Here is a 26,389-nt window from a genome sequence, read left to right on the forward strand (position 1 = left end):
TGAGTGACAGCGGCCACTGACGACCGGGCAGGCCCCGATTGTCAGTGGCCGCCGCTAGCCTCTCTGACGTGTCACCTCGCCTCACCGACCCCGAGCAGCTCAAAGAGCTCCTCGGTATCCCGTTCACCCCGGAGCAGACGGCCTGCATCACCGCGCCGCCCGCCCCGCAGGTGATCGTGGCCGGAGCCGGGTCGGGCAAGACGACGGTGATGGCGGCCCGCGTGGTGTGGCTGGTGGGCACCGGGCAGGTCGCCCCCGAGCAGGTTCTAGGCCTGACGTTCACGAACAAGGCGGCCGGCGAGCTCGCCGAGCGGGTGCGCCAGGCGCTGATCAAGGCCGGGGTCACCGACCCCGAGGTGCTTGACCCGGACCACCCTCCGGGCGAGCCGGTCATCTCCACGTACCACGCCTTCGCGGGCCGCCTCCTGACCGACCACGGGCTGCGCATAGGGCTCGAACCCACCGCCCGGCTGCTGGCCGACGCCACCCGCTTCCAGCTCGCCGCACGCGTGCTGCGCGAGGCACCGGGCCCGTATCCCGCGCTGACCCGTTCCTTCCCCGACCTCGTCAGCGACCTCCTCGCGCTCGACAGCGAGCTCGCCGAACACCTCGTACGTCCCGAGAAGCTCCGCGCGTACGACACCGAGCTGCTGCACGCCCTGGAGGGCGCCAAACTCTCCAACGCCGACCTGCGCAAGGTGCCGGAGACGGCGGCCGCCCGGCTCGAACTGGCCGAGCTCGTCGGCCGCTACAGGGAGGCGAAGAGCGCCCGCGACCTCCTCGACTTCGGCGACCAGATCGCCCTCTCCGCGATGCTGGCCCGCACCCGCGCGGAGGTCGGCGAGATCCTGCGGGAGGAGTTCCGGGTCGTCCTGCTCGACGAGTACCAGGACACCTCGGTGGCCCAGCGCATCCTCCTGGCGGGCCTCTTCGGAGGCGGCACGGGCCACCCCGTGACGGCGGTCGGCGACCCCTGCCAGGCGATCTACGGCTGGCGCGGCGCGTCCGTGGCGAACCTGGACGACTTCCCCGAGCACTTCGCGCACGCCGACGGGCGCCCCGCGGCCCGCCACTCCCTCAGCGAGAACCGCCGCAGCGGCGGCCGCCTCCTGGACCTCGCGAACGGCCTCGCGGAGCCCCTGCGCGCCATGCACGCGGGCGTGGAGGCGCTGCGGCCCGCACCCGGCGCCGAGCGCGACGGCGTGGTGCGCTGCGCCCTGCTGCGCACGCACGCCGAGGAGATCGACTGGATGGCCGACTCCATCGCGCACCTCGTGCGCACCGGGAAGGCCCCCGGCGAGATCGCGGTCCTGTGCCGCACGGCCACCGACTTCGCGCAGATCCAGGGCGCGCTGGTGGCCCGCGACGTCCCCGTGGAGGTCGTCGGCCTCTCCGGGCTTCTGCACCTCCCGGAAGTCGCGGACCTGGTCGCCGTCTGCGAGGTGCTCCAGGACCCGGGCGCCAACGCCTCCCTGGTGCGCCTGCTGACCGGCCCGCGCTGGCGCATCGGCCCGCGCGACCTCGCCCTCCTCGGCCGCCGCGCACGCCTTCTCGTACGCCATGGGCACGCGGCCCCGGACGACGACCCGGACCGGCGGCTCGCGGAAGCGGTCGAGGGGGTCGACCCCGCCGAGGTGATATCGCTCGCGGACGCGCTCGACACCTTCCTTGAGACGCCTTTTGAGGAGGACACCGAGGACGACGGGTTGCCCTTCTCACCGGAGGCGAGGGTGCGGTTCGCCCGCCTCGCGGCCGAACTCCGCGATCTGCGCCGCTCGCTTGCCGACCCGCTGATGGACGTGCTGCACCGGGTGCTCGCCGTCACGGGCCTCGAGGTCGAACTCTCCGCGTCACCGCACGCCCTCGCGGCCCGCCGCCGCGAGACGCTCTCGAACTTCCTGGACGTCGCCGCGTCCTTCGCCGCGAACGACAGCGGGGCGAGCCTGCTTGCCTTCCTCGCCTTCCTGCGGACGGCCGCGCAGTACGAGAAGGGCCTGGACAACGCCCTGCCCGGCGGCGAGAACACGGTCAAGGTGCTCACCGCTCACAAGTCGAAGGGCCTGGAGTGGGACGTCGTGGCTGTCCCCGGCCTGGTCACCGGGACGTTCCCGAGCACTCAGGGCCGCGAGAAGTGGACGGCCCAGGGCAAGGTCGTCCCGCACGCACTGCGCGGCGACGCGGCGACCCTGCCGGACATAGAGGCATGGGACTCCCGGTCCATGAAGGCCTTCCACGAGGACATGAAGGAGCACCAGCGCACCGAGGAGCTCCGCCTCGGCTATGTGACCTTCACCCGGCCCCGCTCGCTGCTCCTGGGCTCCGGCCACTGGTGGGGCCCCTCGCAGAAGAAGCCGCGCGGCCCGTCGGACTTCCTCCGGGCGCTGTACGACCACTGCGCGGTGGGCCACGGGGAGATCGAGGCCTGGGCCGACGAACCGGAGGAGGGCGAGGAGAACCCCGCCCTGGCGGAAGGCGCCGCCGAGCACGCGTGGCCGCTCCCACTGGACGACACGTCCCTCGCCCGCCGAAGGGCCGCCGCCCGGACGGTCCTCACGCAGCTGGACCGCCTGACGGGGGAACCGACGGTCGAGGGGACGCAGGACGACGCCCGCTCGCACGAGGAGCCCCACCCGTCGGCGTACGACGACGTGCCTCCTTCGGAGGACCCCGACTGGCCGCCGCCCCCGGAGGACGAAGAGCCGCCGTTCGACGAGGCCGGCTTCCCGGACGTCGCCCCGGACGAGTGGGACGACCTGCCCCAGGAACGCCCCGCGCTGCCCCACGCGCGCGTGCACCTCCCCACCGGCACCGAAGAAGACCCGCACCAGGCGCTCGTCCCGCACCAGGCGCCCGAGCCTGAGGCCCGCCCGCACCCGCCGGAACCCGAAGCCACCCCGCCGCGAGAGCCCGAAGCCACCCCGGAGCGCGCCCGCCTCACCCCCGAGGAGGCCCGCACGCTCGCCTCCTGGGACCGCGACCTGGACGCCCTCACCGGCGAACTCCTGCGCGCGCGTGAAGCAGTCAGGGACATCCCCGTACCGGCGTCGCTCACCGCCTCCGAAGTGCTGCGCCTGGCCGCCGACCCGGAGGGCTTCGCGCAGGAGCTCGCGCGCCCCATGCCACGCCCGCCGCAGCCCGCGGCCCGGCGCGGCACCCGCTTCCACGCCTGGATCGAGACGCGCTTCGAGGAGCTGCGCCTCCCGCTGCTCGGCCCCGAAGACCTGCCGGGCGGCGGCCCCGGAGAGGCCGAGATCGCCGACGAACGCGACCTGGACGCGCTCAAGGAGGCCTTCGAGCGCACCGAGTACGCCCACCGCACCCCGCACCGCGTCGAGGTGCCCTTCCAGCTGACGCTCGCCGGCCGTGTGGTCCGCGGCCGGATCGACGCGGTCTACAAGGAAGTGGACGGCGACGACGTGACGTACGAGATCGTCGACTGGAAGACCAGCCGCACCCGCACCGCCGACCCCCTCCAGCTCGCCGTCTACCGGCTGGCCTGGGCCGAGCTGCACGACGTGCCCCCGGAGTCCGTGAAGGCGTTGTTCCTGTACGTGCGCAGCGGCGAGACGTCGCGCCCCGCGCACCTGCCCGGGCGGGCCGAACTGGAGCGGATCATGCTGGCGGAACCGGACGGGCAGCCGGGTGACGAACCACCGGACGATCCGGCTCCCGGGGGCGGCTAGGCTCGTGACCATGAGCCAGTCCGTTGACAGTGACGTCAGTGGCGTCAGCGCCGTTCGTACGTACATTCAGTCCCACCGTGCCGCCTTCCTCGACGACCTCGCCGAGTGGCTGCGCATCCCCTCGGTGTCGGCACAGCCCGACCACGCACCGGACGTGCGGCGCAGCGCGGACTGGCTTGCCGCACAGCTCAAGGAGACCGGCTTCCCGACCGCCGAGGTCTGGCAGACGGCCGGCGCTCCCGCCGTCTTCGCCGAGTGGCCCTCAGGCGACCCGCAGGCCCCCACGATCCTGGTCTACGGCCACCACGACGTGCAGCCCGCGGCCCGCGAGGACGGCTGGCACACCGACCCCTTCGAGCCCGTCGTCCAGGGCAACCGCCTCTACGCGCGCGGGGCGGCCGACGACAAGGGCCAGGTGTTCTTCCACACACTCGGCGTCCGCGCCCACCTCGCCGCCACCGGCCGCACCGCCCCCGCCGTGAACCTGAAGCTCCTGATCGAGGGCGAGGAGGAGTCGGGCTCCCCGCACTTCCGCGCGCTGATCGAGGAGCACAAGGAGCGCATCGCGGCGGACGCGGTGATCGTCTCGGACACCGGCATGTGGGCGGAGGACACCCCCACGGTGTGCACAGGCATGCGCGGCCTCGCCGACTGCGAGATCGAGCTGCGCGGCCCCGACCAGGACATCCACTCGGGCTCCTTCGGCGGCGCCGTCCCGAACCCGGCGACCGCTGCCGCCCGCCTCGTCGCGGCGCTGCACGACGAGCACGCGCGCGTGGCCGTTCCCGGCTTCTACGAAGGCATCACCGAACTCACCGACCGTGAGCGCGAACTCTTCGCCGAGCTGCCCTTCGACGAGGAGCGCTGGCTGCGCACGGCCAAGTCCCACGCGACCCACGGGGAGGCGGGCCACACCACCCTGGAGCGCATCTGGGCCCGCCCCACCGCCGAGGTGAACGGCATCGGCGGCGGCTATCAAGGGCCGGGCGGCAAGACGATCGTCCCGTCGTCCGCCTTCCTGAAGCTCTCCTTCCGCCTCGTCGCGGGCCAGGACCCGGACCGCGTCGAAGAGGCCGTACGCACCTGGGTCGCCGACCGGCTGCCGAACGGAATCAGCCACACGATCACCTTCGGCGCCGCCACGCGCCCGTGCCTGACGCCGCTCGACCACCCCGCCCTGCAGTCCGTCGTACGGGCGATGGGCCAGGCCTTCGAACAGCCGATCCGCTTCACCCGAGAGGGCGGTTCGGGACCGGCGGCCGACCTCCAGGACGTACTCGCCGCCCCCGTGCTCTTCCTCGGCATCTCCGTGCCGTCCGACGGCTGGCACGCGCCGAACGAGAAGGTCGAACTCGATCTGCTCCTCAAGGGAGTCGAGACGACGGCCTACCTGTGGGGCGATCTCGCCGAGCACTGGCGCGATGCACACTGAGTCCGCCTTGTCGACCTTGCCGCACCACCCATTCCATCGGGGGAGTTGGAAGCACCTGTGACCACCTGGACCGACCGCACCGCTGACCGTCCCGTCTCGCTCACCGCACCGAGCGGCATCGATCGCGCAGCCCACCACCGCCTCGACGAGGCCTGGCTCGCCGCCGCCTGGAGCCACCCCACGACACGGGTCTTCGTGGTCTCCGGCGGCCAGGTACTCATCGACGAGACACCGGACGGCAGCACCGAACTGGTGATGACGCCGACCTTCGAGGCGCCCCTCACCGAGGCCCACCGCTACTTCCTGGGCACGGACGACGACGGCGTCAGCTACTTCGCACTGCAGAAGGACTCCCTGCCGGGCCGCATGGACCAGCAGGCGCGCCCCGCGGGCCTGCGCGAGGCCGGGCTCCTTCTGTCGCCCCGTGACGCGGGCCTGATGGTGCACGCCGTCGCCCTGGAGAACTGGCAGCGCCTGCACCGCTTCTGCTCGCGCTGCGGCGAGCGCACGGTCATCGCGGCGGCAGGACACATCCGCCGCTGCCAGGCGTGCGGCGCGGAGCACTACCCGCGTACGGACCCGGCCGTGATCATGCTCGTGACGGACGACCAGGACCGCGCGCTCCTCGGCCGCCAGGTGCACTGGCCCGAGGGCCGCTTCTCGACGCTCGCGGGCTTCGTGGAGCCGGGCGAGTCCATCGAGACGTCGGTGCGGCGCGAGGTCTGGGAGGAGGCCGGCGTCACGGTCGGCGACGTCGAGTACGTCGCGAGCCAGCCCTGGCCGTTCCCCTCCAGCCTGATGCTGGGCTTCATGGCCAGCGCCACGTCGTACGAGATCAACGTGGACGGCGAGGAGATCTCCGAGGCCCGCTGGTTCTCCCGGGAAGACCTGCGGGCCGCATTCGAGTCCGGGGAGGTCCTGCCTCCCTACGGGATCTCGATTGCGGCCCGACTGATCGAGCTCTGGTACGGAAAGCCCCTGCCGAAGCCGGGCACCGTCGGCTAGGCCAGCTTCTGCTTCACCTGGGCCAGCGACGGGTTCGTCAGCGTCGAGCCGTCCGGGAAGAGAACGGTGGGAACCGTCTGGTTACCGCCGTTCGCCTTCTCGACGAAGGCCGCGGAGTCCGGGTCGTGCTCAATGTTGATCTCGTTGTACGTGATGCCCTCGCGGTCCATCTGGCCCTTGAGCCGGCGGCAGTAGCCGCACCACGTGGTGCTGTACATCGTCACAGTGCCCGGCATGTGTCTCGCGCTCCTTTGTTGCTCGGCATGCGTCATCGCAAAGACTCGAACGTACGCGACCCGGCCACCATTCCCGTATTTGTACGACCGCACCGGCCTCCCTGTGGACAACCGGCTCACGCGCCTCCGGCGACCTGGCAGCATGGCGGGGTGACAGCAGCAACGCACTCCACCCTCTTCCCGCAGGTCCCGGACTCTGCCGACGCGGTGCTCGCCGGGCTCGACCCCGAGCAGCGCGAGGTGGCAACCGCCCTGCACGGGCCGGTGTGTGTCCTGGCGGGCGCCGGGACGGGCAAGACCCGGGCGATCACACACCGGATCGCCTACGGCGTGCGCGCCGGAATCCTCCAGCCGGCCAGCGTGCTCGCCGTCACGTTCACCAACCGCGCGGCGGGCGAGATGCGCGGCCGCCTCCGCCAGCTCGGCGCCTCCGGGGTCCAGGCCCGCACGTTCCACTCCGCCGCCCTGCGCCAGCTCCAGTTCTTCTGGCCGAAAGCCGTCGGTGGCCAGCTGCCCCGGATCGTCGACCGCAAGATCAAGCTCGTCGCGGACGCGGCGGCCTCGTCCCGCATCCGCCTCGACCGCAACGAACTGCGCGACGTGACGAGCGAGATCGAGTGGTCCAAGGTCACCCAGACCGTCCCCGCCGACTACGCGGCCGCCGCCGCCAAGTCCGGCCGCCTCATCCCCCGCGACGCGGCCGAGATCGCCCAGATCTACGGCGCGTACGAGGACCTCAAGCGCGACCGCTCCGTCATCGACTTCGAGGACGTCCTGCTCCTTGCCGTCGGCATCCTCCAGGACCGCCACGACATCGCCGACCAGGTCCGCGCCCAGTACCAGCACTTCGTGGTCGACGAATATCAGGACGTCAGCCCACTCCAGCAGCGCCTCCTCGAGCTGTGGCTCGGCGACCGCGACAGCCTCTGCGTCGTCGGCGACGCCAGCCAGACGATCTACTCCTTCACCGGCGCGACCCCCGACCACCTGCTGAACTTCCGCACCCGCCACCCGGGGGCGACGGTCGTCAAGCTCGTCAGGGACTACCGCTCCACGCCCCAGGTCGTCCACCTCGCCAACGGCCTGCTCTCCCAGGCCCGCGGCCGCGCCGCGGACCACCGCCTCGAACTGATCTCCCAGCGCGACGCCGGAGCCGAGCCCTTCTACACGGAGTACGCGGACGAGCCCGCCGAGGCCGAGGGCGCCGCCCGCCGCATCCGTGCCCTCATCGCCGACGGCGTCCCGGCGAGCGAGATCGCCGTCCTGTTCCGCACGAACTCCCAGTCCGAGATCTACGAACAAGCGCTCGCCGACGCCGGGGTGCCCTATCAGCTGCGGGGCGCCGAGCGCTTCTTCGAGCGCACCGAGGTCAGGGAGGCGGGCGCCGCGCTGCGCGGCGCGGCCCGCTTCGGGGGCAACGACTCCCTGCTCGACGACGTCGTCGACCTGCCCTCGCAGGTGCGTGCCGTCCTTTCCACGAAGGGCTGGACGACCCAGCCCCCGGCGGGCTCCGGCGCGGCCCGCGACCGCTGGGAGTCCCTGGCCGCCCTGGTGCGCCTCGCCGAGGACTTCGCGCGGGTCAAGCCCGGCGCGACGCTCTCCGATCTCGTGGGGGAGCTCGACGAGCGCGCGAACGCCCAGCACGCCCCGACCGTGGAGGGCGTCACCCTTGCCTCGCTGCACGCCGCCAAGGGCCTGGAGTGGGACGCCGTCTTCCTGGTCGGTCTCGCCGAGGGCATGATGCCGATCACGTACGCCAAGACCGACGAGCAGGTGGAGGAGGAGCGCCGCCTCCTGTACGTGGGCGTCACGCGTGCCCGCGCCCACCTCTCCCTCTCCTGGGCGCTGTCGCGTTCGCCGGGAGGCCGCGGGGGACGCCGCCCCAGCCGCTTCCTGGACGGGTTGCGGCCGGGCTCGGGGGCGGGCGCCGGAGCGCGTGCCGCGGGCGGCGGGCCCGGTGGCGTCGAGCGCGGCAACGGCGGCGGTGGCGGGGAGGCCGGCGGTGGCGCCAGGAGCCGCCGCAGGACGAGCAGGTCCCCGGCCCGGTGCCGGGTCTGCGGGCGGTCCCTGACCGAAGCGGGCGAGATGAAACTGATGCGCTGCGAGGACTGCCCGTCCGACATGGACGAAGGGCTCTACGAACGCCTGCGGGAGTGGCGCTCGGGCCAGGCGGAGCTCCTCGGGCAGCCCGCTTACTGCGTGTTCACGGACAAGACCTTGATCGCCATCGCGGAGGCCTCACCCGACGAGGAGGGCGAGCTGGCCCGGATCCCGGGCGTCGGCGTGCGCAAGCTCAATCGCTTTGGATCTGACGTCCTCGCCATTTGTGCAGGTGAGGAACGTGTAAGGGGCGCCGATGGCAACTGATTCAAACTCGTCGAAAAAATAGTTTGCGCATGCGCAAGGAAGACCCATAGGTTCTTAAGCACGGGAACGGCGGCTTCTCCGAAGCCCTCGCCCCGTGCTGTACTTAATAGCCCGCAGGATCGGTCCCGGCCGATCCCATAGACGCCGAGAGGAGGCGATTCCAGTGATCAGCATCAACGAGAGCTTCATCAGCACCGTCAAAATGACCGATCGCTCGGTCGTCGCTTCCTGCCTGCTCGGCTTCTCGAACCTGGGCACCGGTCTGTCCGGTGGCATCGCTGCCGCCGCCGTCCGTCCGGAGTCCTCTGTCCTGCCTCTGTCCCTCCCGCGCAACGCTCGCACCGCTCTCAACGTGCTGCCGATGCGTGAGGTCAATGAAGGCAGCGAGCGAGCGACCAAGGCACCGGAAGCAGTAGTGACGGCACAGGCGCAGGCCTATGCCTTTGCCGCAGCCGGTGCCGGATCCAAGAAGCAGACGACGCAGCACCAGACGCAGCAGCACCACACGATGTGGGCCTTCCGTGGGCTCGAACCCTGGAGCGATCCAGTCTGATCCTCGATCAGACCGGCGCCTTCAGGGCCGCGGAACCCCACCCGGGATCCGCGGCCCTTTTGTTTTCCCGAAAACGGGATGACAGAGCGAAGGGGCCGAGCAAGACCCGGTACCAGCCGCCAACCGGCCGACCCAGGCCGGCACGACCAGACGAGGAAAACACCACCGTGCAACTCGAAGCGCACGCCCCGTCCGTACCGCCTTCAGAGACTCTCGCCCCGCCCGCTCCCACGGAGGACCCGACCTTGACCCCCCTGACTGCGCTCACCGCGCTCGACGACGCCATCGAGAACCTCGGCGTACCCGTCCCCTGCCGTGCCTACGACCCCGAGGTCTTCTTCGCCGAGTCGCCCGCCGACGTCGAGTACGCCAAGTCCCTCTGCCGTACCTGCCCGCTGATGGAGGCCTGCCTCGCCGGCGCCAAGGAGCGGCGTGAGCCGTGGGGCGTCTGGGGCGGCGAGCTCTTCGTCCAGGGTGTCGTCGTTGCCCGCAAGCGGCCGCGTGGCCGTCCGCGCAAGAACCCGGTTGCGGCATGAACACGACCGGAACGATCGATCGCCCCCTGACGCACGACCCCAAGAAGCAGGCCCCGATGAAGGCAGCCACCGCCGAGCCCGCAGGCTCCGCCACCCCGGACTTCACCACCACCGGCGCGAACGACTCGCGCCAGAACAGGACCCGCGAGATGCAACTCATCCCAGAAGCCCTGGCTCGTGCGCATATGCACGAACGCATGCGTGAGGCCGAGGCCCAGCGCCCGGCCGCCCGCCTGATGGCTGCCCGCCGCATGCAGCGCCGCGCCGAGCGCGCGTCGCTGCGCGCCAGGCGCGCGCTCGCCATCGCCGTCATGCAGTGACGAGTCGGCCGCGCGTCGACTGAGCCACACACTGAGCCACACCACGATGCCCGCGGGGGCCGGTCCGAACGGACCGGCCCCCGCGGTGCGTTGTGCCGGGCGAACCTCCGGGAGCGGCGATAGGGTCGCCGGGTGGACCAGCAGACTCCTCAGCCCTCGGGCAACGAGAATGCCGAGAATCTCGTGTGCTCCCGCTGCGGCACGGTTGCCGAAGGCGCGCCGCCCACCTGGACCTGCTCCGTGGAGAACGGCGCAAGACGCTACTTCTGCGACACCTGCGCCCGCGAGAACCTCAGGGCCATCGAGGGACGGCTCGACTCCGCGTGGTGGTGATCCCCGGTGAGGCCTACCCCGTGGTGCGGTCCTCCTCGTCCTGCGGCTCCTCCTCCAGGAAGCCCGGCAGCCACTCCTCGAGTTCGTCCCGCATCCGCACCGTCGCCCCCAGCTGACAGAGCACCCCGATCGTGCTCAACGTCACCCGGTGAATCAGCAGATACGACGGCGGGAGGTTCAGCCGCTTGCCCAACTGGTAGGCGGGGGAGCGGGGATCGGCCACTCGCGCCGCCTGCCCGCGCATCCAGCCGCGAGTGAAGGTGAACTCCTCCACCAGCATCGGTTCGATGATCGGCAGCAGATAGTCGAGCACCGCGTCCGGTTCGAGTTCCACGGACTCCTGGACGAAGTCCTCCTCGCGCAGCATCGCGTAAACCGCGTCGGCCTCGCCGTCGAGCGTCATCCTCAGGGAGCGGCCGATGGTCGGGGGGAGCCCGCCGGGCAGCCGGTCCACCGTGCCGAAGTCCAGGACCCCGAGCCGCCAGCCGTCCTTCTCGTCGGGCAGCAGCCGGAAGTTCCCCGGGTGCGGATCGGCGTGCAGCAGACCCGTGCGCGCGGGGCCCGAGAAGAGGAAACGGGCAAGGAGCTGTCCCGCCCGGTCCCGCTGCTCCTGGGTGCCGTCCGCGATCACGTCCGAGAGCGGTATCCCGTCGATCCACTCGGTCACCAGGACCTGCTCGCACTGATGCACCACGTCGGGAACCACGACATCCGCATCGTCCGCGAACTCCTCGGCGTGCGCACGCTGCGCCTGTGCCTCCAGGCTGTAGTCGAGCTCCTCGGAGACCCGGTCGCGCAGCTCCGCGATGAGCGGCTTGATGTCCATGCCGGGGATCAGCGGCCCCAGGAGCTTGGCGAACCTGCTGAGTTGGTTCAGATCGGAGAGCAGCGCCTCGCCCGCCCCCGGGTACTGCACCTTGACCGCGACCTCGCGCCCGTCCTCCCACACCGCCCGGTGGACCTGGCCGATCGAGGCGGCTGCGGCCGGTTTGTCCTCGAACTCCAGGAACAGCTCGCGCCAGTCCTCGCCGAGCCGCTCGGCGAGCACGGCGTGCACGGTACGCGTCGGCATCGGCGGAGCCGCTTCCTGCAGCTTCGTCAGCGCGGCCCGATACGGCCCCGCGACCTCCTCCGGCAGCGCCGACTCGAAGACCGACAGCGCCTGGCCGAACTTCATGGCCCCGCCCTTGAGCTCGCCGAGCACCTTGAACAGTTGCTCCGCCGTGCGCTGCTGCAGCTCACGGCCGACGATCTCCGCCGACTTGCCCCCGATCCGCTTGCCGAGCCCCCAGGTCGCCCGCCCGGCGAAGCCGAGCGGCAGCGCGGCCAGTTTGGCGGTACGGGTTACCGCCTTCCGGGGAAGATCAGACATGCGCCCCTCCAAGTCCCAGACAGCCACGCCTTCGCAGGCGGTTACCCGGCCATTGTGTCGTGCGGCCTCTTGTCCCCGGCGGGGTGTTCCCCCTTATCCACCACACCCGCCCCGCACGGGCACGTGAGATGGGGTGGCACCGGCCGTGCGTGCCAGTCGAATCCGGGCACCGACGCCTCCCAGCGAGCGCCCGCGCTCGCCGGTGCCGCCCCGTCCAGAAAGGCCAGGGCATGCGCCGCGGCAAGGCCGGCGACCGTGGTCGACAGCGCCAGATCGCATGCGGTCACATGACGTGCCCGCCCCGAACGCCACTGCGCCAGCAAGCGCGGCCAGGTCGGATCCCGGTCGGCGCGATCCAGTGCCAGACAGTTCGCGCAGGCTGTCGTCCCCGGCAAGACGAGCGGTCCGACCACTCCGGTTCCTTCGATCACACCGGCATAGAGATGCGGCGTCCCGGCGGCCACGAGTGGCTCGGCGGTGCGCGGGTCGGGCGCGTGGACGTCGAGTCCGTCCCGCGGGGCGATGATCACGAGGGCAAGCCCCGGATCGTCTTCGCCCGGCTCTTCCGGCGCGCCCGCCTCCTTCCGGCCGCGCCGCGGCGGGCGGTCCGGAGCCGACTGCCGCACGACCCGCCGCGCCGCCGTGTCCCTCCGGTGGCCGACCGACTCCGCGGGCAGGCCGCCCGGCGCCACGTCCCAGGGTTCGACGACTCCTCCCTCCATCACGTCGACCTGCCCCACGCCCGCCCCGGAGAGGACCGCGGCCACCACTGCCCCCACCCGGCCCGCTCCCCGGACCTGTACCCGCGTCGCGCGGCGCGCCGCCAGCTTCCGCATCCCGTCGCCCGGCCCGGGCGTCACGACCGACAGGGAGGCCAGATCCGGACGCAGCCGGTCCATGGTCGATGTCCTCTTGCGCAGGGCGTCCGCCGCCGCGCCGCCGCCCGTCGCGTCGTCGAGGAGCCCGGCCGCCGAAAGCCGCCGCACGAGCTTGTCCACGTGTTCGTCGGGCAGCCCCATCCGCTTGCCCTCGTCGCGCAGGAGCGGCAGCCCCCGTGTCCCGTCCAGGAGCTGGAGAAAGCTGCCTGTCGCCGTGTCCACCGGACCGAGCACCAGAGCATGGGCGGGCGCCACGCCGAACTGGATCGTGTTCAGAGCGCGCCAGCCGCGCCGCAGCGCCGGTTTCAAGATCGGATGCATGGTCTTCGTCCCCCGTGGTTCTCCGGCGCTGTCTCCGTCCGCATCACCGGTCGACAGCCAGAATGCCCGGCCCGGCGAACAGCCGCGCAGCGTTGTCCACAGGCAGGGGGTATTCGTCGTACTAATCGATCGCACGGGGAGCGATACCCCGCCGAACCGTCCCGGAGGCGGGACTTCCCCCACACCCAGCGGGTAACGTCGTGGCGTGCCCGCCGACCCACTGCACCGCGCCGGAAACCCACAGCGCAGCATGACCAGCCCGCCGTCACCCGGCTCGGTGGCGAGCGCGGTCGAGGTCAGACGGAGCGCCCGCCGCCGCAGAACGGTCTCCGCGTACCGAGAGGGCGATCGCACCGTCGTGCTCATCCCCGCCCGGATGTCCGAGGCCGAGGAACAGCGCTGGGTCAACGTCATGCTCGACAAGCTCGCCGCCCAGGAGAGCAAGCGGGTCCTGGGCGACGCGGAGCTCGCCGAGCGCGCCGAGCGACTCTCCGAGCAGTACTTCGACAGCCGGGCCAGGCCCACCTCCGTTCGCTGGGTCACGAACCAGAACACCCGGTGGGGCTCGTGCACCCCGTCGGAAGGCAGCATCCGCCTTTCGCACCGGTTGCAGGGGATGCCCGAGTACGTCGTCGACTACGTCCTCGTCCACGAGCTCGCGCATCTCCTCGTCCCCGGACACGGCCCCAACTTCTGGCAGCTCCTCGAGGCGTACCCCCGGACGGAACGGGCTCGTGGGTACCTCGAAGGTGTGGTCGCGGCCGACCGCCTGCCCCACCTGCCGGCTGCCCGCGACGAGTGAACTTCCGCCGCGCGCGGAGGTTGTGTACCGGGTCTGTACCGGCTTGGTCCGCTGTCGCGGATTGCGGTTAGCCTGGCGCGACGCATTTACATTCGGGATGGGGGACGGTCGTTACGTATGGCCAGGGAATTCCAACGCGGCCACAAGGCCAAGATCAGTGACCTCACCGCGGGCACCGATCTGTACGTAGGCGTGCAGATCTCCGCCCCCGGACTGAGCTTCGACATCAGCTGCTTCGGCCTGGACGCGGACGAGCGCCTGTCGGACGACAGTTACTTCATCTTCTTCAACCAGCCGAAGTCGCCCGAGGAGTCCATCCAGCTCCTCGGTGCGCAGGCCGGTGACACGGAGTCCTTCCGGGTCACGCTCGACCGGATCCCGACGCAGATCAAGAAGCTGTCCTTCACCGCGACGATCGACGGCGCCGGACAGATGTCGCAGGTCGCCCCCGGGTACATCCGGATCGTCGCGGGTGGCGAGGAAGTGGCCCGCTACTCCTTCGACGGCGCGGAGTTCTCCACCGAGCGTGCCGTGATGCTGGGCGACTTCTACATGAAGGACGTCTGGCGGTTCGCCGCGATCGGCCAGGGCTTCGACGGCGGTCTCGACGCGCTCCTGAAGAACTTCGGCGGCGAGGTCGCCGAGGAGGAGCCCGAGCCGCAGGCACCGCAGGCAGCGGGCGCCCCGGCCTTCGCCCCGCCCGGCCAGGCCGCCGCACCGCCCGCGTTCGGCGCCCCCGCCGGACCCGCGCAGCCCCCGGCCCCCGCACCCGCCCCCACCCCTGCACCCGCCCCGGCCCAGAACTTCGCGCCGCCGGCCCCCGCCCCGGCGGACCCCTCGGTGCACGCCGCGCAGACCATCGTGGCGCCGATGAACCAGCCGCAGGGCGGTACGGTCCCGCCCCCGCCGGCCCCTGCCCCGTACGGTCAGCCCGGCCAGCCGCCGCAGCAGCCGCAGTTCGGCCAGGTCCCCGGCCCATCGGCGCCCCCGCCGCCCGGTTACGGCCAGCAGCCGAGCGCCCCGATGCCTCCCGGCTACGGCCAGCAGCCCCCCGGTCAGTTCCCTGGCCAGCCCGCGGCCCCGTCCCTGTACGGAGCAGGCGCCCCCCAGGGTGCCCCGCAGGCCGGCGGCGTGGCGGCGGCTCTCGCCGCGTACCGCGAGGCCCCCACCGGGCAGCGCTGGACGCAGCAGAACGAGAAGATGATCCGCGTCGACCTCGGCGTCAGCGAGCAGGCCGTGCTCGCCCGGCAGGGCAGCATGGTGCTCTACCAGGGCAAGGTCGAGTTCAGCTACAAGGGCGCGGGCTTCGCGGGCCGCGTCGTGGGCAACTCGACCGGCCAGGAGATGCAGCTGATGCGCTGCTCCGGCCGCGGCCAGGTCTTCCTCGCCGAGGAAGCCACGCATCTGCACCCCATCGAGCTCCAGGGGGACGCGATCTGTGTCTCCGCGGAGAACGTCCTCGCGTTCGACGAGTCCCTCCAGCACGAGGTCCGCAGGATCGAGGGCCACGGCATCCCCGGCGGCGCGCTGTTCGTGATGCAGTTCCAGGGCACCGGCACGGTCATCGTCAAGACGCACGGTGTGCCCGTCGTCCTGCCCGTCACCCCGACGACCTTCGCCGACTGCCACGCCGTGGTCGCCTGGTCGGCCGCGTCCCAGGCGATCGTCTCCAGCCAGGTGCGGCTGCGCAGCAACGCGTCCGCGGGCCCCACGGGGGAGAGCGTGAACCTCCAGTTCCGGGGCGCTCCCGGCAACTTCATCATCGTCCAGCCGTTCGAGGTCTGAGGGAGCCCGTCATGAATCAGCAACTCGCGGGCTTCGCCGCCGCGCCCGTCGCCGCCCGTATGGAGAACCACGGCCATCACATGGTCAAGGTGGCGATGCAGACCGGAAACGACCTCCTCGCGCGCGTGGGCTCGATGGTCGCCTACGAAGGGTTCGTGCAGTACGAGCCCAATCCGCCCGCCGTGCGGCAGATCGCGCGGGAGTGGATGACCGGCGAAGGCGCACCTCTGATGAAGTGCTCCGGAGACGGCCTGCTCTATCTCGCCGACTACGGAGCCGACGTCGTCGTCATCAATCTGGCGGGCGACTCGCTCTCCGTGAACGGCACGAACCTGCTGGCCTTCGACGCGAACCTCCAGTGGGGCGTCGAGCGGGTCAAGGGCCTCGCCAAGTTCGCGGGCCAGGGCCTGTGGAACATCAAGATCTCCGGCCAGGGCTGGGTGGCGCTGACCTCCCGCGGCACCCCGGTCGTCGTCGACTGCGGCCGCGGCGACGACGAGACGTACGTCGACCCGGACGCCCTGATCGCCTGGTCCCCGAACCTCAAGGTGAAGGGCAAGCGCAGCTTCAAGGCCGGTTCGCTCATCGGGCGCGGCAGCGGCGAGGCCTACCAGATGGGCTTCTCCGGGGAGGGCATCGTCGTCGTACAGCCCAGCGAGGACAGCACCGACCGTCTCCGAGCCCGGGGCTGAGGGGGAGCAACACACCATGCAGAGCCCACTTTTCGCGCACACCGAGCAGCAGACTCAGGAGCGCTACACCGTCCAGAACCCGCAGATGCTGCGGGTCGCCCTCGCGGGCCACGACGACATCCTGGCCCGCAAGGGTGCCATGGTCGCCTACCAGGGTCTGATCGAGTTCGACGCCGAGTACCAGAGCCAGGGCAACCAGCGGGCCCGCGCGCACACCGGCGAGGGCCTGGACCTGATGCGCTGCCACGGGCAGGGCACGGTCTATCTCGCCAACCTCGCCCAGTACATCCACGTGGTGGATGTGGACCAGGACGGTCTGACCGTGGACAGCAGCTATGTTCTCGCGCTCGACTCGTCGCTGACCCACCAGGTCATCGCCGTGGACAGCCAGTACGGCATCTCCGGCTCCGGCAAGTACCAGCTCAACATCACGGGTCGCGGCAAGGTCGCCCTGATGACCTCGGGGCAGCCGCTGATGCTCCAGGTCACGCCCGATCAGTACGTGAACGCCGACGCCGACGCGATCGTCGCCTGGTCCAACGGACTGCGGGTGCAGATGCAGGCCCAGACGCACTCCTCCGGAGTGTGGCGGCGGCGCGGCAACACCGGTGAGGGCTGGGAGCTCAGCTTCATGGGCCAGGGCTACGCGCTCGTCCAGCCGAGTGAGATGCTGCCGCCCCAGAACGCCGTCATCGGGCAGGGCGCGCGCGCCCAGTTCGGCGTCGGACAGCAGGGCGCTCGGGGGCAGAACCAAGGCAACGTCTGGAGCTGAAGCCTCTCCAGGTGAGGCAGAACCAGGAGGAGCGTGGGGAACCGCTGGCCGGTTGAGGCTGGTCGCGCAGTTCCCCACGCCCCTTACGGGGCACGGCTACAGCCGTGCCCTCGTTGCTTCCACCAGGCGTACGACCGAGTCATCGGCCACCCCTGCCACCTCGTCGTACGCGAACCAGCGCAGGTCAAGGGACTCGTCGCTGATCGCCTCGACGGCGTCGCGCGGGGCCAGCGCCGCGTACTGCACGTCCAGGTGCTGGGTGCAGGGGCCCGGAATCGGGTGGCGGTCCAGACGGACCGGGCCTCCCGGCAGGAGCGTCAGGCCCGGGACCCCCGACTCCTCCGTGGCCTCGCGCAGCGCGGCGGCGGCCAGGGTCGGGTCGCCCGGCTCGCAGTGGCCGCCCATCTGCAGCCACATCCGCAGCTTCTTGTGCAGGGTCAGCAGCACGCGCCCGCGCTCCGGATCGATCACCAGGGCGCTGGCCGTCACATGGCCGTCCGTGCACGCCTTCCACATGCCGTTCTCGGCGTGGGCGGCGAGGTGGTCCAGGTAGTACTGGCGCAGCTCTTCCTGGTCCTCGTAGCCCTTGAGCACGAGGACCGCGTCGTCGTACAGACTCACTTCTCGTCGTCGCCCTTGTCGCCCTTGTCGGCCTCGTCGTCGGCTTCCTCGGCCTTCGTGCCCTCGGCGTCCTTCTTGAGGTCCGGCTTGGCGGAGCCGGAGCCGCCCGCGGCCTCGCCGAGCATCTTGTCCAGCTCGGAGAAGTCCAGCTGCTCGTGGTGCACGAAGCCGTCCGGGTCGTCCAGGTCCGAGGCCGTCGGCAGCATGTCCGGGTGGGCCCACAGTCCGTCACGGCCGTCCACGCCGCGCGCGTCCGTGAGCGAGGCCCACAGGCGCGAGGCGTCACGGAGCCGGCGCGGACGCAGCTCCAGACCGATGAGCGTGGCGAAGGTCTGCTCCGCGGGACCGCCCGTCGCACGGCGGCGGCGCAGCGTCTCGCGCAGGGCGTCGGCGGACGACAGACGGGGCTTGGCCGCCGCGTGCACCACCGCGTCCACCCAGCCCTCGACGAGCGCGAGAGCCGTCTCCAGGCGGGCCAGGGCCGCCTTCTGCGCGGGGGTGTCCTCCGGCTGGAACATGCCCTGCTGGAGCGCTTCCTGCAGCTGCTCGGGGTTCTGCGGATCGAGCTGGCCGACCACGTCCTCCAGCTTGGCCGTGTCGACCTTGATGCCGCGGGCGTACCCCTCGACCGCGCCGAACAGATGCGAGCGCAGCCACGGCACGTGGGCGAAGAGCCGCTGGTGGGCGGCCTCGCGCAGCGCCAGGTAGAGCCGGACCTCGTCCTGGGCGATGCCCAGGTCCTTGCCGAACGCCTCGACGTTCACCGGCAGGAGGGCGGCCTTGCCGGCCGGGCCGAGCGGCAGGCCGATGTCCGTGGAGCCGACGACCTCGCCCGCGAGCACGCCCACGGCCTGGCCGATCTGCTGGCCGAACATGGCGCCGCCCATGGAGCGCATCATCCCGATCAGCGGGCCCGCCATGGCCTGCATCTCCTCGGGAAGCACGTCACCCATGGCGAGGCCGACGCGCTCGGCGACCGGGTCGACCAGCTCCTTCCACACCGGGAGGGTCGCCTCGACCCACTCGGCGCGGCTCCAGGCCACGGCCACGCCCGAGCCGGACGGCAGGGACGTCGCGTCGTCGAGCCACAGGTCCGCGAGGCGGACGGCCTCCTCGACCGCGCCGCGCTCGGTGGGGCCGACGCTCGCGTCCTTGGTGCCGTCGGGCGTCCCCTGGGAGACGGTCTGGCGGGCGATGTCCTTGGCCATGTCCCAGTTCACCGGGCCGCCCTCGTACGAGAGCATCTGGCCGAGCTGCTGGAACGCGGCGCCCAGGTCGTTCGGGTTCATCGAACCGAACATCGCGGCGAACGGGTTGTCACCGCCGGGGCCGCCCGCGCCGGGCAGGCCGCCGAAGCCGAATGGGTTCCCAGGGCCACCTGCACCCTGTCCCCCTCCGGGGCTGTCCTTCTTCTTGCCCTCGTCGCCGTTCTCCGGCTCCTCCGGCGGAAGGCCGAATCCGAATGGGGTGTCACTCACGGGATTCCTCGGCTCGTCAGGCCGCCGGTACGGTTCCGGCGGCGGCTGCCCTACAACACCACCCAGCGTAGACACCGTGACGGGATCGGGCCTCAGTGCTCCGCCGACTCATGGCCTGCGGCAGGATGGATGCCACCTGGTACGTACGCGTCATTCGCGTATCTACTGAAGACAACCGCTGGAGACGCCTGGTGAGTTCCCCAGATCCACAGGTTCGCGCAGCGCGAAACCTTTCTACACCGGCCCCCGTCCGAGGGCCCGTGGTCGCCGTCACCGGCGCCGCCTCCGGCGTGGGCGCGCTGCTGACCGAGCGCCTGGCAGCGTCCGAGGAGATCAAGCAGGTCATCGCCATCGACGAGCGGCGGGGCGAGTGCGCCCAGGCCCAGTGGCACATCCTGGACGTCAGGGACCCGGCCATCGCCGAGAAGCTGCGGGGCGCGGACGTCGTGGTCCACCTCGCGCTCGATCTCGACCTGGAGACGGACCCCGCGGCCCGTACGGCGTACAACGTGCGCGGCACGCAGACCGTGCTGACCGCCGCCGCCGCGGCCGGCGTCCACCGCGTCGTGCTCTGCACGTCGGCGATGGTCTACGGAGCGCTGGACGACAACGAACTGCCCCTCTCCGAAGACGCCGAACTGCGCGCCACCGCGGAGGCCACCGGTGTCGGCGACCTCCTGGAGGTCGAGCGCCTCGCCCGGCGCGCTCCCCGGGCCCATCCCGGCCTGAACGTCACCGTGGTGCGGCCCGCGATCCTGGTGGGCGGCACGGACACCGCGCTCACGCGGTACTTCGAGTCGCCCCGGCTGCTCGTGGTGGCGGGCTCGCGCCCCGCCTGGCAGTTCTGCCACGTCGAGGACCTGTGCAGCGCCCTGGAGTACGCCGTCCTGGAGAAGGTCGACGGGGAGCTGGCCGTCGGCTGCGACGGCTGGCTCGAACAGGAAGAGGTCGAGGAGCTCAGCGAGATCCGGCGCATGGAGCTGCCCTCCACGGTCGCCCTGGGCGCGGCCGCGCGGCTGCATCGGATCGGTCTCACCCCGTCCCCGGCCGGGGACCTGGCGTACACGATGTACCCGTGGGTGGTCAGCGTCAGCAGGCTGCACGACGCGGGCTGGCGTCCGCGGTGGACCAACGAGGAGGTCCTCGGGGAGCTCCTCGAGGAGGTCGCGGGGCGCCGCACCGTCGCGGGACGCAGGCTCGGCCGCAAGGACGCGACGGCAGCGGGTGCCGCGGGTGCGACGGTCGCTCTGCTGGGTGCCGCGGCGGTGGTGCGGCGCGCCCGGAAGGCGCGGCGCCGGATCTGAGACGTGTCCCGGGCCCGGCCGTCGGCCTGTAGAGAGCTCCAACGCGGCACGCGCGCGTGCCGGGCGAAAGCGCTATTCCGTGATGTCCGTGCCGTGCGGCACCATGGCCGCATGGCACGCACCACGAACGACCACCCCGGCGAGCAGGCCGCACAGGACCCCATCAGGCTTCTCGCGATCCGTGACGCACCGCTCTCCCTGGACGAGGTCTTCCGGGCGGTCGGCGACGACGCCGCGGGCGGCACGGCACTCTTCGTGGGGACCGTGCGCAATCACGACGGCGGCGCGGACGTCGACGAGCTCGGCTACTCGACCCATCCGACGGCCGAGGCCGAGATGCGCCGGGTGGCCGAGAAGGTCGTCGCCGAATTCCCGGTCCGTGCCCTGGCCGCCGTGCACCGCGTGGGCGACCTGGCCGTGGGCGATCTCGCGGTCGTCGTGGCGGTCTCCTGCCCGCACCGGGCGGAGGCCTTCGCCGCCTGCCGCAAGCTGATCGACGACCTCAAGCACGAGGTGCCGATCTGGAAGCACCAACGATTCTCCGACGGGCAGGAGGAGTGGGTCGGCGCCTGCTGACCGGCCGTTGATCGGTTGCCGTCCCATCGGGCCAGTTGGCCCAAGAAGCCTCCGGTTGCGTAACCCGACCCCTGGCGTGAGCGTTGACGCAGCGGATGGTTAATCTGCTGATCAGTCAGTTGCGGTCGCTCAAGGGGTCGGGAGGTCGACATGGCATCACTTGCCTGGTTGCTGATTCCGTTCGCGGCAGCCGTCGGTGCGGGGCTGTGGGCCGCCTTGGCGGCGCGCAACCGGAAGTCCGGCAAGACCGGGGACAACTCCGAGCTGAACGGCTACGCGGCCTTCCGCGAGGCGATGGAGAAGTCCCACTCGGGTACTGAGGCCGCAGTCCCCGAAGGGGCTCAGAAGGCCTCCTGAGGCGCTGTGAGCCCCGTACGGACTGGCCCCAGGGGTGCACTGACAGACAGGTCCCGTACTGTCGTTCCATGCCACGCCGCACCGCGACGATGCTCGCCTCCACCCTGATGCTGATCGCGCTGCTCTGCGCCGGAGTCCTCATCAAAGTGCCGTACTCGGAGATGTCCCCGGGTCCGACGGTGAACACCCTCGGCGACCACGGCGGCGAGCCGGTGCTGCAGATCTCCGGCCACAAGACGTATCCGACGACCGGTCACCTCAACATGACGACGGTCCGGGTCACGAGTGCCGACTACAACATGAACATCGCGGAGGCCGTGTACGGCTGGATGGCCCACGACAACATCGTGGTGCCGCACGACACCCTCTACCCGAACGGCAAGACCGAGCAGCAGTCGAGCCAGGAGAACGCCGAGGAGTTCAGCCAGTCCCAGGAGAGCGCCAAGGTCGCCGCGCTCAGGGAACTGGACATCCCGGTGAAGTCCCAGGTCGTCGTCTCCACCGTCTTCAAGAACAGCCCTGCCGAGGGCAAGCTCCACGCGGGCGACGTCATCAAGAAGGTCGACGGAACGCCCGTGAAGGAGATGACGGACGTCGCCAAGCTGGTCACCGAGCACAAGCCGGGCCAGGACGTCGTCTTCAGCCTCGTCCCCGTGAAGGAGGCGGCCGCCGCCGAGAAGGCCGGCAAGGAGCCGACCCGCACGGAGGACGTCAAGATCACCACCGAGAAGGCGAAGGACGGCCGCGCGATCGTCGGCATCCAGGCCGGCACCGATCACACGTTCCCGTTCACGATCGACATCAAGCTCGCCGACGTCGGCGGCCCCAGCGCCGGACTGATGTTCGCTCTCGGCATCGTCGACAAGCTGACCCCGAGCGACCTCACCGGCGGCAACTTCGTGGCCGGCACCGGGACGATCGAGGACAACGGCAAGGTCGGACCGATCGGCGGCATCGGCATGAAGACGGTCGGTGCGCGGGCCAAGGGCGCGGAGTACTTCCTGACGCCGAAGGACAACTGCGCCACGGCCGCCAAGGACGTTCCGGACGGCCTCACGCTGGTCAAGGTGGACACCATCGACGACGCGGTCGACTCCCTCGACGCCATCCGCAAGGGCGACACCGCCGACCTGCCGCAGTGCACGGTGAAGAAGTAGCCGGACGTACGCGGGCGGGAGAGAGCCCACCCGCGTACGAGAACGGCGCGGTCTCAGGCGAACGTGGCCGCCAGCGCCTCCGCGAGGCCCGGAACCAGGTCGGACCCCGTCAGGACCTCGGTGGCCGAGTCCTTCTCGCGCAGCCGCAGGGCCGACTCACGCGCACCGTCACGCAGCACCGCGACCGTCATGCGGACCTCCTGGCGGTCCGGGTGCTCGGCCACCCACTTCGCGAGCTGAGCCTCGCTGAGCCCTTCGGGGACGGACGTCTCCGCGGACGGCGGCAGCATCAGGCGCTCCACCGTGAGCGCGCAACCCGCCACGGCGTCCGGCCAGGCGATGGTGCCGAGGAACTCGTCCAGCGGCTTGCCCTCCGGGATCTCCTCCTGCTCGATGGGTGTGAGGCCGGTCTCCTCGGGGGAGTTGTCGAGGCCGAGCTGATGGGCGAGGCCGGGTTCTTGGGAGCGCAGTCGCGCCGTATCGACGAGCGCGAAGAGGCGTGCGGGCCGGTCCCAGCCGAGGCCGGACGCGTACTCGTCGATCTCGAGAACGGCACGGGTGAGGGGGCTCGCTGCCATGGGAGTGTTGGACATGGTCACAATCCTGCCTCGTTAGTCCCGAGAAACGGGAACCGAGTAAAGCGTAGGTAAGTTGCATAGGTGTGGGTCCACGATCACAGGGCCCTGACGGATCAACAGAATCAACATCGAACTTCGAGGTGCGCACCTTGGCTTTCCAGATGCCGGACCGCGGCGGAGGCCCGACGGGGCCACGGATCAGAGTGGGCCGACCGTCCCGTCGCGTCCGGACCCTGCTCATGACATTGGGCATCCTGGCTGTACTCGCCATGGTGTTCGTCATGTTCGCGGGGTTCTGGACGGACTGGCTCTGGTACCGCTCGGTGAACTATTCGTCGGTCTTCACGACGACACTGTGGACCAAGATCGGCCTGTTCTCCGTCTTCGGCCTCCTCATGGCGGCCGCGGTCGGACTGAACATCTGGCTGGCGCACCGGCTGCGCCCGCCGCTGAGCGCCATGTCGATGGAGCAGCAGAGCCTCGACCGGTACCGCATGAGCATCGCGCCGTACAAGAAGTGGCTGCTGCTCGGCATCGCCACGCTCGTCGGCCTGATCGCGGGCGCGTCCGCGGCGGGCCAGTGGCGCACATGGCTGCTGTGGGTGAACGGCGTCTCCTTCGGTCAGAAGGACCCGCAGTTCCACCTGGACGTGTCGTTCTTCGCGTTCGACCTTCCCTGGTACCGCTTCCTGCTCGGCTTCGGCTTCGCGGCCACGGTGCTCTCCCTGATCGCCGCCGCCCTGACGCACTACCTGTACGGCGGGCTGCGGGTCACCAGCCCCGGCGCGCGCGCCACGGCGGCGTCCACCGGGCACCTGTCGGTGCTGCTCGGCGTCTTCGTGACGCTCAAGGCGGTGGCGTACTGGCTCGACCGGTACGGCCTCGCGGTGAAGTCCAGCGACTTCAAGGCGACGGGCGACTGGACGGGCCTTCGCTACGTGGACGCGAACGCGTACCTGCCGGCGAAGACCATCCTGTTCTGCATCGCCGTCATCTGCGCGCTGCTCTTCTTCGGGACGCTGTGGCGGCGCACCTGGCAGCTGCCGGTCATCGGCTTCGGCCTGATGGTCCTCTCCGCCATCCTCATCGGCGGTCTGTACCCGGCCATCGTGCAGAAGTTCCAGGTCTCGCCGAACGAGCAGGCCAAGGAAGCGCCGTACATCGAGAAGAACATCAAGGCGACGCGCGACGCGTACGGCATCAGCGGCGTGAAGCCCGAGGACTACAAGGGCGCGGGCAAGGCCGACGAGGATCCCGAGAAGAAGCGCGACGACGCGGACTCGGCAGCCAACTACCGGCTGAACGACCCGAACATCGTCTCGCCGACGTTCCAGCAGCTGGAGCAGGAGCGCGAGTACTACCGCTTCCCGACGACCCTGGACGTGGACCGCTACAACGGCCAGGACACCGTCGTCGGTCTGCGTGAGCTGAGCCTCGACAAGCTCGAGAAGCGCAACTGGATCAACGACCACTTCGCCTACACCCACGGCTACGGCATGGTCACGGCCAAGGGCACGGAGACGAAGAAGGGCTCCAAGGGCGCCCCGGACTTCACGAACTTCGGCCTGCCGACCGCCGGCAACCTCGGCGAGTACGAGCAGCGGATCTACTACGGCGAGAAGACGACCCAGTACTCGATCGTCGGCGGGCCCCAGAAGGAGCTCGACTACGAAGAGGACGGCGGCGGCCAGAAGACCTACAGCTACAAGGGCGACAGTGGGGTCAACCTCTCCAACCCGATCAACCGAGCCGCGTACGCCGTGTCCTTCGGCGAACCGCAGATGCTGTACTCGGGCGCGATCGGCGAGGGGTCGCGGATTCTCTACAACCGCACGCCCAAGGAGCGCGTGGAGTCGGTGGCTCCCTGGCTGACCATCGACGGCGACACGTATCCGACGGTCGTCGACGGCAAGATCCAGTGGGTCGTCGACGCCTATACGACGAGCAACGGCTATCCGTACGCCTCGCGGACCACGCTCGGCGACACCACGGCCGACTCGCTGTCGGAGTCCGACGACGCGCGCGCGGTGGTGGCCCAGCAGAACCGGGTCAACTACATCCGCAACTCGGTGAAGGCGACCGTCGACGCGTACACCGGAGAGGTCAAGCTCTACACCTGGGACGACAAGGACCCGGTCCTGAAGACCTGGAAGAAGGCGTTCCCGGACACCGTCAAGGACAAGGGCGAGATCCCCAAGGCCCTGATGGACCACCTGCGCTATCCCCAGGACATGTTCAAGGTGCAGCGCGAGCTCCTGACGCTCTACCACGTCACGGACGCCGGCCAGTTCTACAACGCGAGTGACGCCTGGCAGGTGCCGAACGACCCGACGAAGAAGGACAACAGCGCGGTTCCGCCGTACTACCTGTCCATGAAGACGCCGGGTCAGACGCAGCAGCAGTTCGCACTGACGACGACGTTCACCCCGAGCGGGCGCCCCAATCTGCGCGCCTTCATGACGGTCGACGCCGACGCCAGAAGCAAGGACTTCGGCAAGATGAAACTGCTGAGAGTCACGGGCGACGTGGACGGCCCGGAACAGGTCCAGAACAAGCTGAACTCGATGACCGAGGTCGGCAACTTCGTCCGGGACATGAAGGGCGCCGACTCCGACGTCCTGTACGGAAATCTGCTGACGGTGCCACTGGACGACGGGTTCCTCTACGTCGAGCCCGTGTACGTACAGGGACGTAAATCGGCGTATCCGCTCCTGAAGAAGGTCGCGGTGTCCTACGGCACGGAGACCGCGTTCGCGGACTCCCTGAGCGACGGCCTCAATCAGGTCTTCGGCGCCGAAGGGACCACCAAGCCACCGGCTGACGACGGCGACACGGATGAACCGACCGAGCCGCCCAAGTCGAACGACCCGACGGTGCAGGCTGCCCTCGACGACGCCCAGACGGCGTTCGAGGACGGGCAGACGGCCCTGAAGGACGGCGACTGGAAGGCCTACGGCGAAGCGCAGGAGAAGCTGGAGGAAGCCCTGCAGCGAGCCGAGGACGCCCAGGCCAAGGCGGACAAGGGCAACAAGAGCGGCGACAAGAACAGCGACGACAAGGGCGACAAGAAGGGCGGCTGACCAGCTGCGAAACACCCCCTCCGCGCCGTGGTACGGTTGCAACACAACGGCGCGGGGTGGAGCAGCTCGGTAGCTCGCTGGGCTCATAACCCAGAGGTCGCAGGTTCAAATCCTGTCCCCGCTACTAAAGGCAGAGGCCCGGATCCTTATC

23 protein-coding genes and 1 tRNA gene are annotated in these 26,389 nt (G+C 70.5%); 18 read left to right on the plus strand and 6 right to left on the minus strand.

Translation table 11 applies throughout. The annotated features are described in order from the left end of the window. Positions 1 to 68: 68 nt before the first annotated feature. Genes ACWGIH_RS06145 through nudC form a run of 3 tightly spaced genes read left to right on the plus strand, consistent with a single transcriptional unit; the run spans position 69 to position 6,120 of the window. A complete protein-coding gene (locus tag ACWGIH_RS06145) occupies positions 69 to 3,683 on the plus strand; it encodes a UvrD-helicase domain-containing protein (RefSeq protein WP_453444100.1) in 3,615 nt (1,204 codons plus the stop codon). Positions 3,684 to 3,693: 10 nt separating this feature from the next. Next, positions 3,694 to 5,115 (plus strand): dipeptidase, encoded by a 1,422-nt coding sequence (locus ACWGIH_RS06150; protein WP_453444102.1) that lies wholly within the window; start codon positions 3,694 to 3,696, stop codon positions 5,113 to 5,115. Positions 5,116 to 5,172: 57 nt separating this feature from the next. Continuing rightward, complete coding sequence (gene nudC / locus ACWGIH_RS06155) at positions 5,173 to 6,120, plus strand: NAD(+) diphosphatase (RefSeq protein WP_453444104.1); 948 nt, start codon at positions 5,173 to 5,175, stop codon at positions 6,118 to 6,120. Here the strand turns inward: nudC and ACWGIH_RS06160 are convergent. Further along, positions 6,117 to 6,356: a mycoredoxin gene (locus ACWGIH_RS06160; RefSeq protein WP_344522160.1), complete on the minus strand. Its 240-nt coding sequence runs from the start codon at positions 6,354 to 6,356 to the stop codon at positions 6,117 to 6,119. The two genes, nudC and ACWGIH_RS06160, sit on opposite strands and share 4 nt — an antisense overlap. Positions 6,357 to 6,383: 27 nt before the next feature. Between ACWGIH_RS06160 and ACWGIH_RS06165 the strand changes: the two genes are divergently transcribed. The 5 genes from ACWGIH_RS06165 to ACWGIH_RS06185 all read left to right on the plus strand — a co-directional run bounded on the left by ACWGIH_RS06165 (position 6,384) and on the right by ACWGIH_RS06185 (position 10,465). Next, complete coding sequence (locus tag ACWGIH_RS06165) at positions 6,384 to 8,723, plus strand: ATP-dependent DNA helicase UvrD2 (RefSeq protein WP_453444106.1); 2,340 nt, start codon at positions 6,384 to 6,386, stop codon at positions 8,721 to 8,723. Positions 8,724 to 8,886: 163 nt separating this feature from the next. After that, complete coding sequence (locus ACWGIH_RS06170) at positions 8,887 to 9,276, plus strand: hypothetical protein (RefSeq protein WP_453444107.1); 390 nt, start codon at positions 8,887 to 8,889, stop codon at positions 9,274 to 9,276. 167 nt (positions 9,277 to 9,443) lie between these two features. After that, a complete protein-coding gene (locus tag ACWGIH_RS06175) occupies positions 9,444 to 9,812 on the plus strand; it encodes a WhiB family transcriptional regulator (protein WP_453444109.1) in 369 nt (122 codons plus the stop codon). Beyond that, positions 9,809 to 10,132, plus strand: a complete 324-nt coding sequence (locus tag ACWGIH_RS06180; RefSeq protein WP_453444111.1) for a hypothetical protein — start codon at positions 9,809 to 9,811, stop codon at positions 10,130 to 10,132. The genes ACWGIH_RS06175 and ACWGIH_RS06180 overlap by 4 nt, the downstream gene beginning before the upstream one ends. Before the next feature lie 132 nt (positions 10,133 to 10,264). Further along, entirely contained in the window at positions 10,265 to 10,465 is a 201-nt protein-coding gene (locus ACWGIH_RS06185; RefSeq protein ID WP_453444113.1) for a hypothetical protein, read from the plus strand. Positions 10,466 to 10,478: 13 nt separating this feature from the next. On the opposite strand, the gene ACWGIH_RS06190 is transcribed toward ACWGIH_RS06185, so the two are convergent. Then, positions 10,479 to 11,837: an ABC1 kinase family protein gene (locus ACWGIH_RS06190; protein ID WP_453444114.1), complete on the minus strand. Its 1,359-nt coding sequence runs from the start codon at positions 11,835 to 11,837 to the stop codon at positions 10,479 to 10,481. 41 nt (positions 11,838 to 11,878) lie between these two features. Next, on the minus strand, positions 11,879 to 13,036 hold the full coding sequence (locus tag ACWGIH_RS06195) for a ThiF family adenylyltransferase (RefSeq protein ID WP_453444116.1): 1,158 nt from the start codon (positions 13,034 to 13,036) through the stop codon (positions 11,879 to 11,881). A 205-nt stretch (positions 13,037 to 13,241) separates the two neighbouring features. On the opposite strand from ACWGIH_RS06195, the gene ACWGIH_RS06200 reads away from it, so the two are divergent. From ACWGIH_RS06200 to ACWGIH_RS06215, 4 genes are all read left to right on the plus strand, one after another. Then, positions 13,242 to 13,838 (plus strand): M48 metallopeptidase family protein, encoded by a 597-nt coding sequence (locus ACWGIH_RS06200; RefSeq protein WP_453444117.1) that lies wholly within the window; start codon positions 13,242 to 13,244, stop codon positions 13,836 to 13,838. Positions 13,839 to 13,955: 117 nt separating this feature from the next. Continuing rightward, a complete protein-coding gene (locus tag ACWGIH_RS06205) occupies positions 13,956 to 15,623 on the plus strand; it encodes a TerD family protein (protein ID WP_453444119.1) in 1,668 nt (555 codons plus the stop codon). Positions 15,624 to 15,634: 11 nt separating this feature from the next. Next, positions 15,635 to 16,315 (plus strand): AIM24 family protein, encoded by a 681-nt coding sequence (locus ACWGIH_RS06210; protein ID WP_453444121.1) that lies wholly within the window; start codon positions 15,635 to 15,637, stop codon positions 16,313 to 16,315. A 16-nt stretch (positions 16,316 to 16,331) separates the two neighbouring features. Further along, complete coding sequence (locus ACWGIH_RS06215; protein WP_453444123.1) at positions 16,332 to 17,087, plus strand: AIM24 family protein; 756 nt, start codon at positions 16,332 to 16,334, stop codon at positions 17,085 to 17,087. Between the two features lie 96 nt (positions 17,088 to 17,183). On the opposite strand, the gene ACWGIH_RS06220 is transcribed toward ACWGIH_RS06215, so the two are convergent. After that, on the minus strand, positions 17,184 to 17,708 hold the full coding sequence (locus tag ACWGIH_RS06220; protein WP_453444125.1) for an NUDIX hydrolase: 525 nt from the start codon (positions 17,706 to 17,708) through the stop codon (positions 17,184 to 17,186). Next, entirely contained in the window at positions 17,705 to 19,186 is a 1,482-nt protein-coding gene (locus tag ACWGIH_RS06225; RefSeq protein ID WP_453444127.1) for a zinc-dependent metalloprotease, read from the minus strand. Before ACWGIH_RS06225 ends, ACWGIH_RS06220 begins: the two co-directional genes overlap by 4 nt. Positions 19,187 to 19,377: 191 nt before the next feature. Between ACWGIH_RS06225 and ACWGIH_RS06230 the strand changes: the two genes are divergently transcribed. From ACWGIH_RS06230 to ACWGIH_RS06245, 4 genes are all read left to right on the plus strand, one after another. Continuing rightward, positions 19,378 to 20,490, plus strand: coding sequence for an SDR family oxidoreductase (locus tag ACWGIH_RS06230; RefSeq protein WP_453444129.1), 1,113 nt, complete (start codon positions 19,378 to 19,380; stop codon positions 20,488 to 20,490). Between the two features lie 111 nt (positions 20,491 to 20,601). Then, positions 20,602 to 21,066: a molybdenum cofactor biosynthesis protein MoaE gene (locus tag ACWGIH_RS06235; protein WP_365820340.1), complete on the plus strand. Its 465-nt coding sequence runs from the start codon at positions 20,602 to 20,604 to the stop codon at positions 21,064 to 21,066. A 150-nt stretch (positions 21,067 to 21,216) separates the two neighbouring features. Beyond that, on the plus strand, positions 21,217 to 21,423 hold the full coding sequence (locus ACWGIH_RS06240; RefSeq protein WP_453444130.1) for a hypothetical protein: 207 nt from the start codon (positions 21,217 to 21,219) through the stop codon (positions 21,421 to 21,423). A gap of 68 nt (positions 21,424 to 21,491) precedes the next feature. Beyond that, a complete protein-coding gene (locus ACWGIH_RS06245) occupies positions 21,492 to 22,580 on the plus strand; it encodes a YlbL family protein (RefSeq protein WP_453444132.1) in 1,089 nt (362 codons plus the stop codon). 53 nt (positions 22,581 to 22,633) lie between these two features. Here ACWGIH_RS06245 and ACWGIH_RS06250 read toward each other — a convergent pair whose 3' ends face one another. Next, positions 22,634 to 23,173, minus strand: a complete 540-nt coding sequence (locus ACWGIH_RS06250) for a PPA1309 family protein (protein WP_453444134.1) — start codon at positions 23,171 to 23,173, stop codon at positions 22,634 to 22,636. A 125-nt stretch (positions 23,174 to 23,298) separates the two neighbouring features. On the opposite strand from ACWGIH_RS06250, the gene ACWGIH_RS06255 reads away from it, so the two are divergent. Then, positions 23,299 to 26,238, plus strand: coding sequence for a UPF0182 family membrane protein (locus ACWGIH_RS06255; RefSeq protein WP_453444135.1), 2,940 nt, complete (start codon positions 23,299 to 23,301; stop codon positions 26,236 to 26,238). Positions 26,239 to 26,288: 50 nt separating this feature from the next. Next, a tRNA-Met gene (locus ACWGIH_RS06260) sits at positions 26,289 to 26,362 on the plus strand. Positions 26,363 to 26,389: the final 27 nt, after the last annotated feature.

The organism is Streptomyces sp. NPDC054872, from assembly GCF_053610705.1.

Bases quoted from the DNA above. Each gene is read 5' to 3' on its own strand.
- ACWGIH_RS06190 (WP_453444114.1), bottom strand. From the start codon at position 11,837: ATGTCTGATCTTCCCCGGAAGGCGGTAACCCGTACCGCCAAACTGGCC.
- ACWGIH_RS06165 (WP_453444106.1), top strand. From the start codon at position 6,384: ATGCGTCATCGCAAAGACTCGAACGTACGCGACCCGGCCACCATTCCC.
- ACWGIH_RS06205 (WP_453444119.1), top strand. From the start codon at position 13,956: ATGGCCAGGGAATTCCAACGCGGCCACAAGGCCAAGATCAGTGACCTC.
- ACWGIH_RS06245 (WP_453444132.1), top strand. From the start codon at position 21,492: ATGCCACGCCGCACCGCGACGATGCTCGCCTCCACCCTGATGCTGATC.
- ACWGIH_RS06180 (WP_453444111.1), top strand. From the start codon at position 9,809: ATGAACACGACCGGAACGATCGATCGCCCCCTGACGCACGACCCCAAG.
- ACWGIH_RS06250 (WP_453444134.1), bottom strand. From the start codon at position 23,173: ATGTCCAACACTCCCATGGCAGCGAGCCCCCTCACCCGTGCCGTTCTC.
- ACWGIH_RS06215 (WP_453444123.1), top strand. From the start codon at position 16,332: ATGCAGAGCCCACTTTTCGCGCACACCGAGCAGCAGACTCAGGAGCGC.
- ACWGIH_RS06195 (WP_453444116.1), bottom strand. From the start codon at position 13,036: ATGCATCCGATCTTGAAACCGGCGCTGCGGCGCGGCTGGCGCGCTCTG.
- ACWGIH_RS06235 (WP_365820340.1), top strand. From the start codon at position 20,602: ATGGCACGCACCACGAACGACCACCCCGGCGAGCAGGCCGCACAGGAC.
- ACWGIH_RS06160 (WP_344522160.1), bottom strand. From the start codon at position 6,356: ATGCCGGGCACTGTGACGATGTACAGCACCACGTGGTGCGGCTACTGC.
- ACWGIH_RS06210 (WP_453444121.1), top strand. From the start codon at position 15,635: ATGAATCAGCAACTCGCGGGCTTCGCCGCCGCGCCCGTCGCCGCCCGT.
- ACWGIH_RS06240 (WP_453444130.1), top strand. From the start codon at position 21,217: ATGGCATCACTTGCCTGGTTGCTGATTCCGTTCGCGGCAGCCGTCGGT.
- ACWGIH_RS06150 (WP_453444102.1), top strand. From the start codon at position 3,694: ATGAGCCAGTCCGTTGACAGTGACGTCAGTGGCGTCAGCGCCGTTCGT.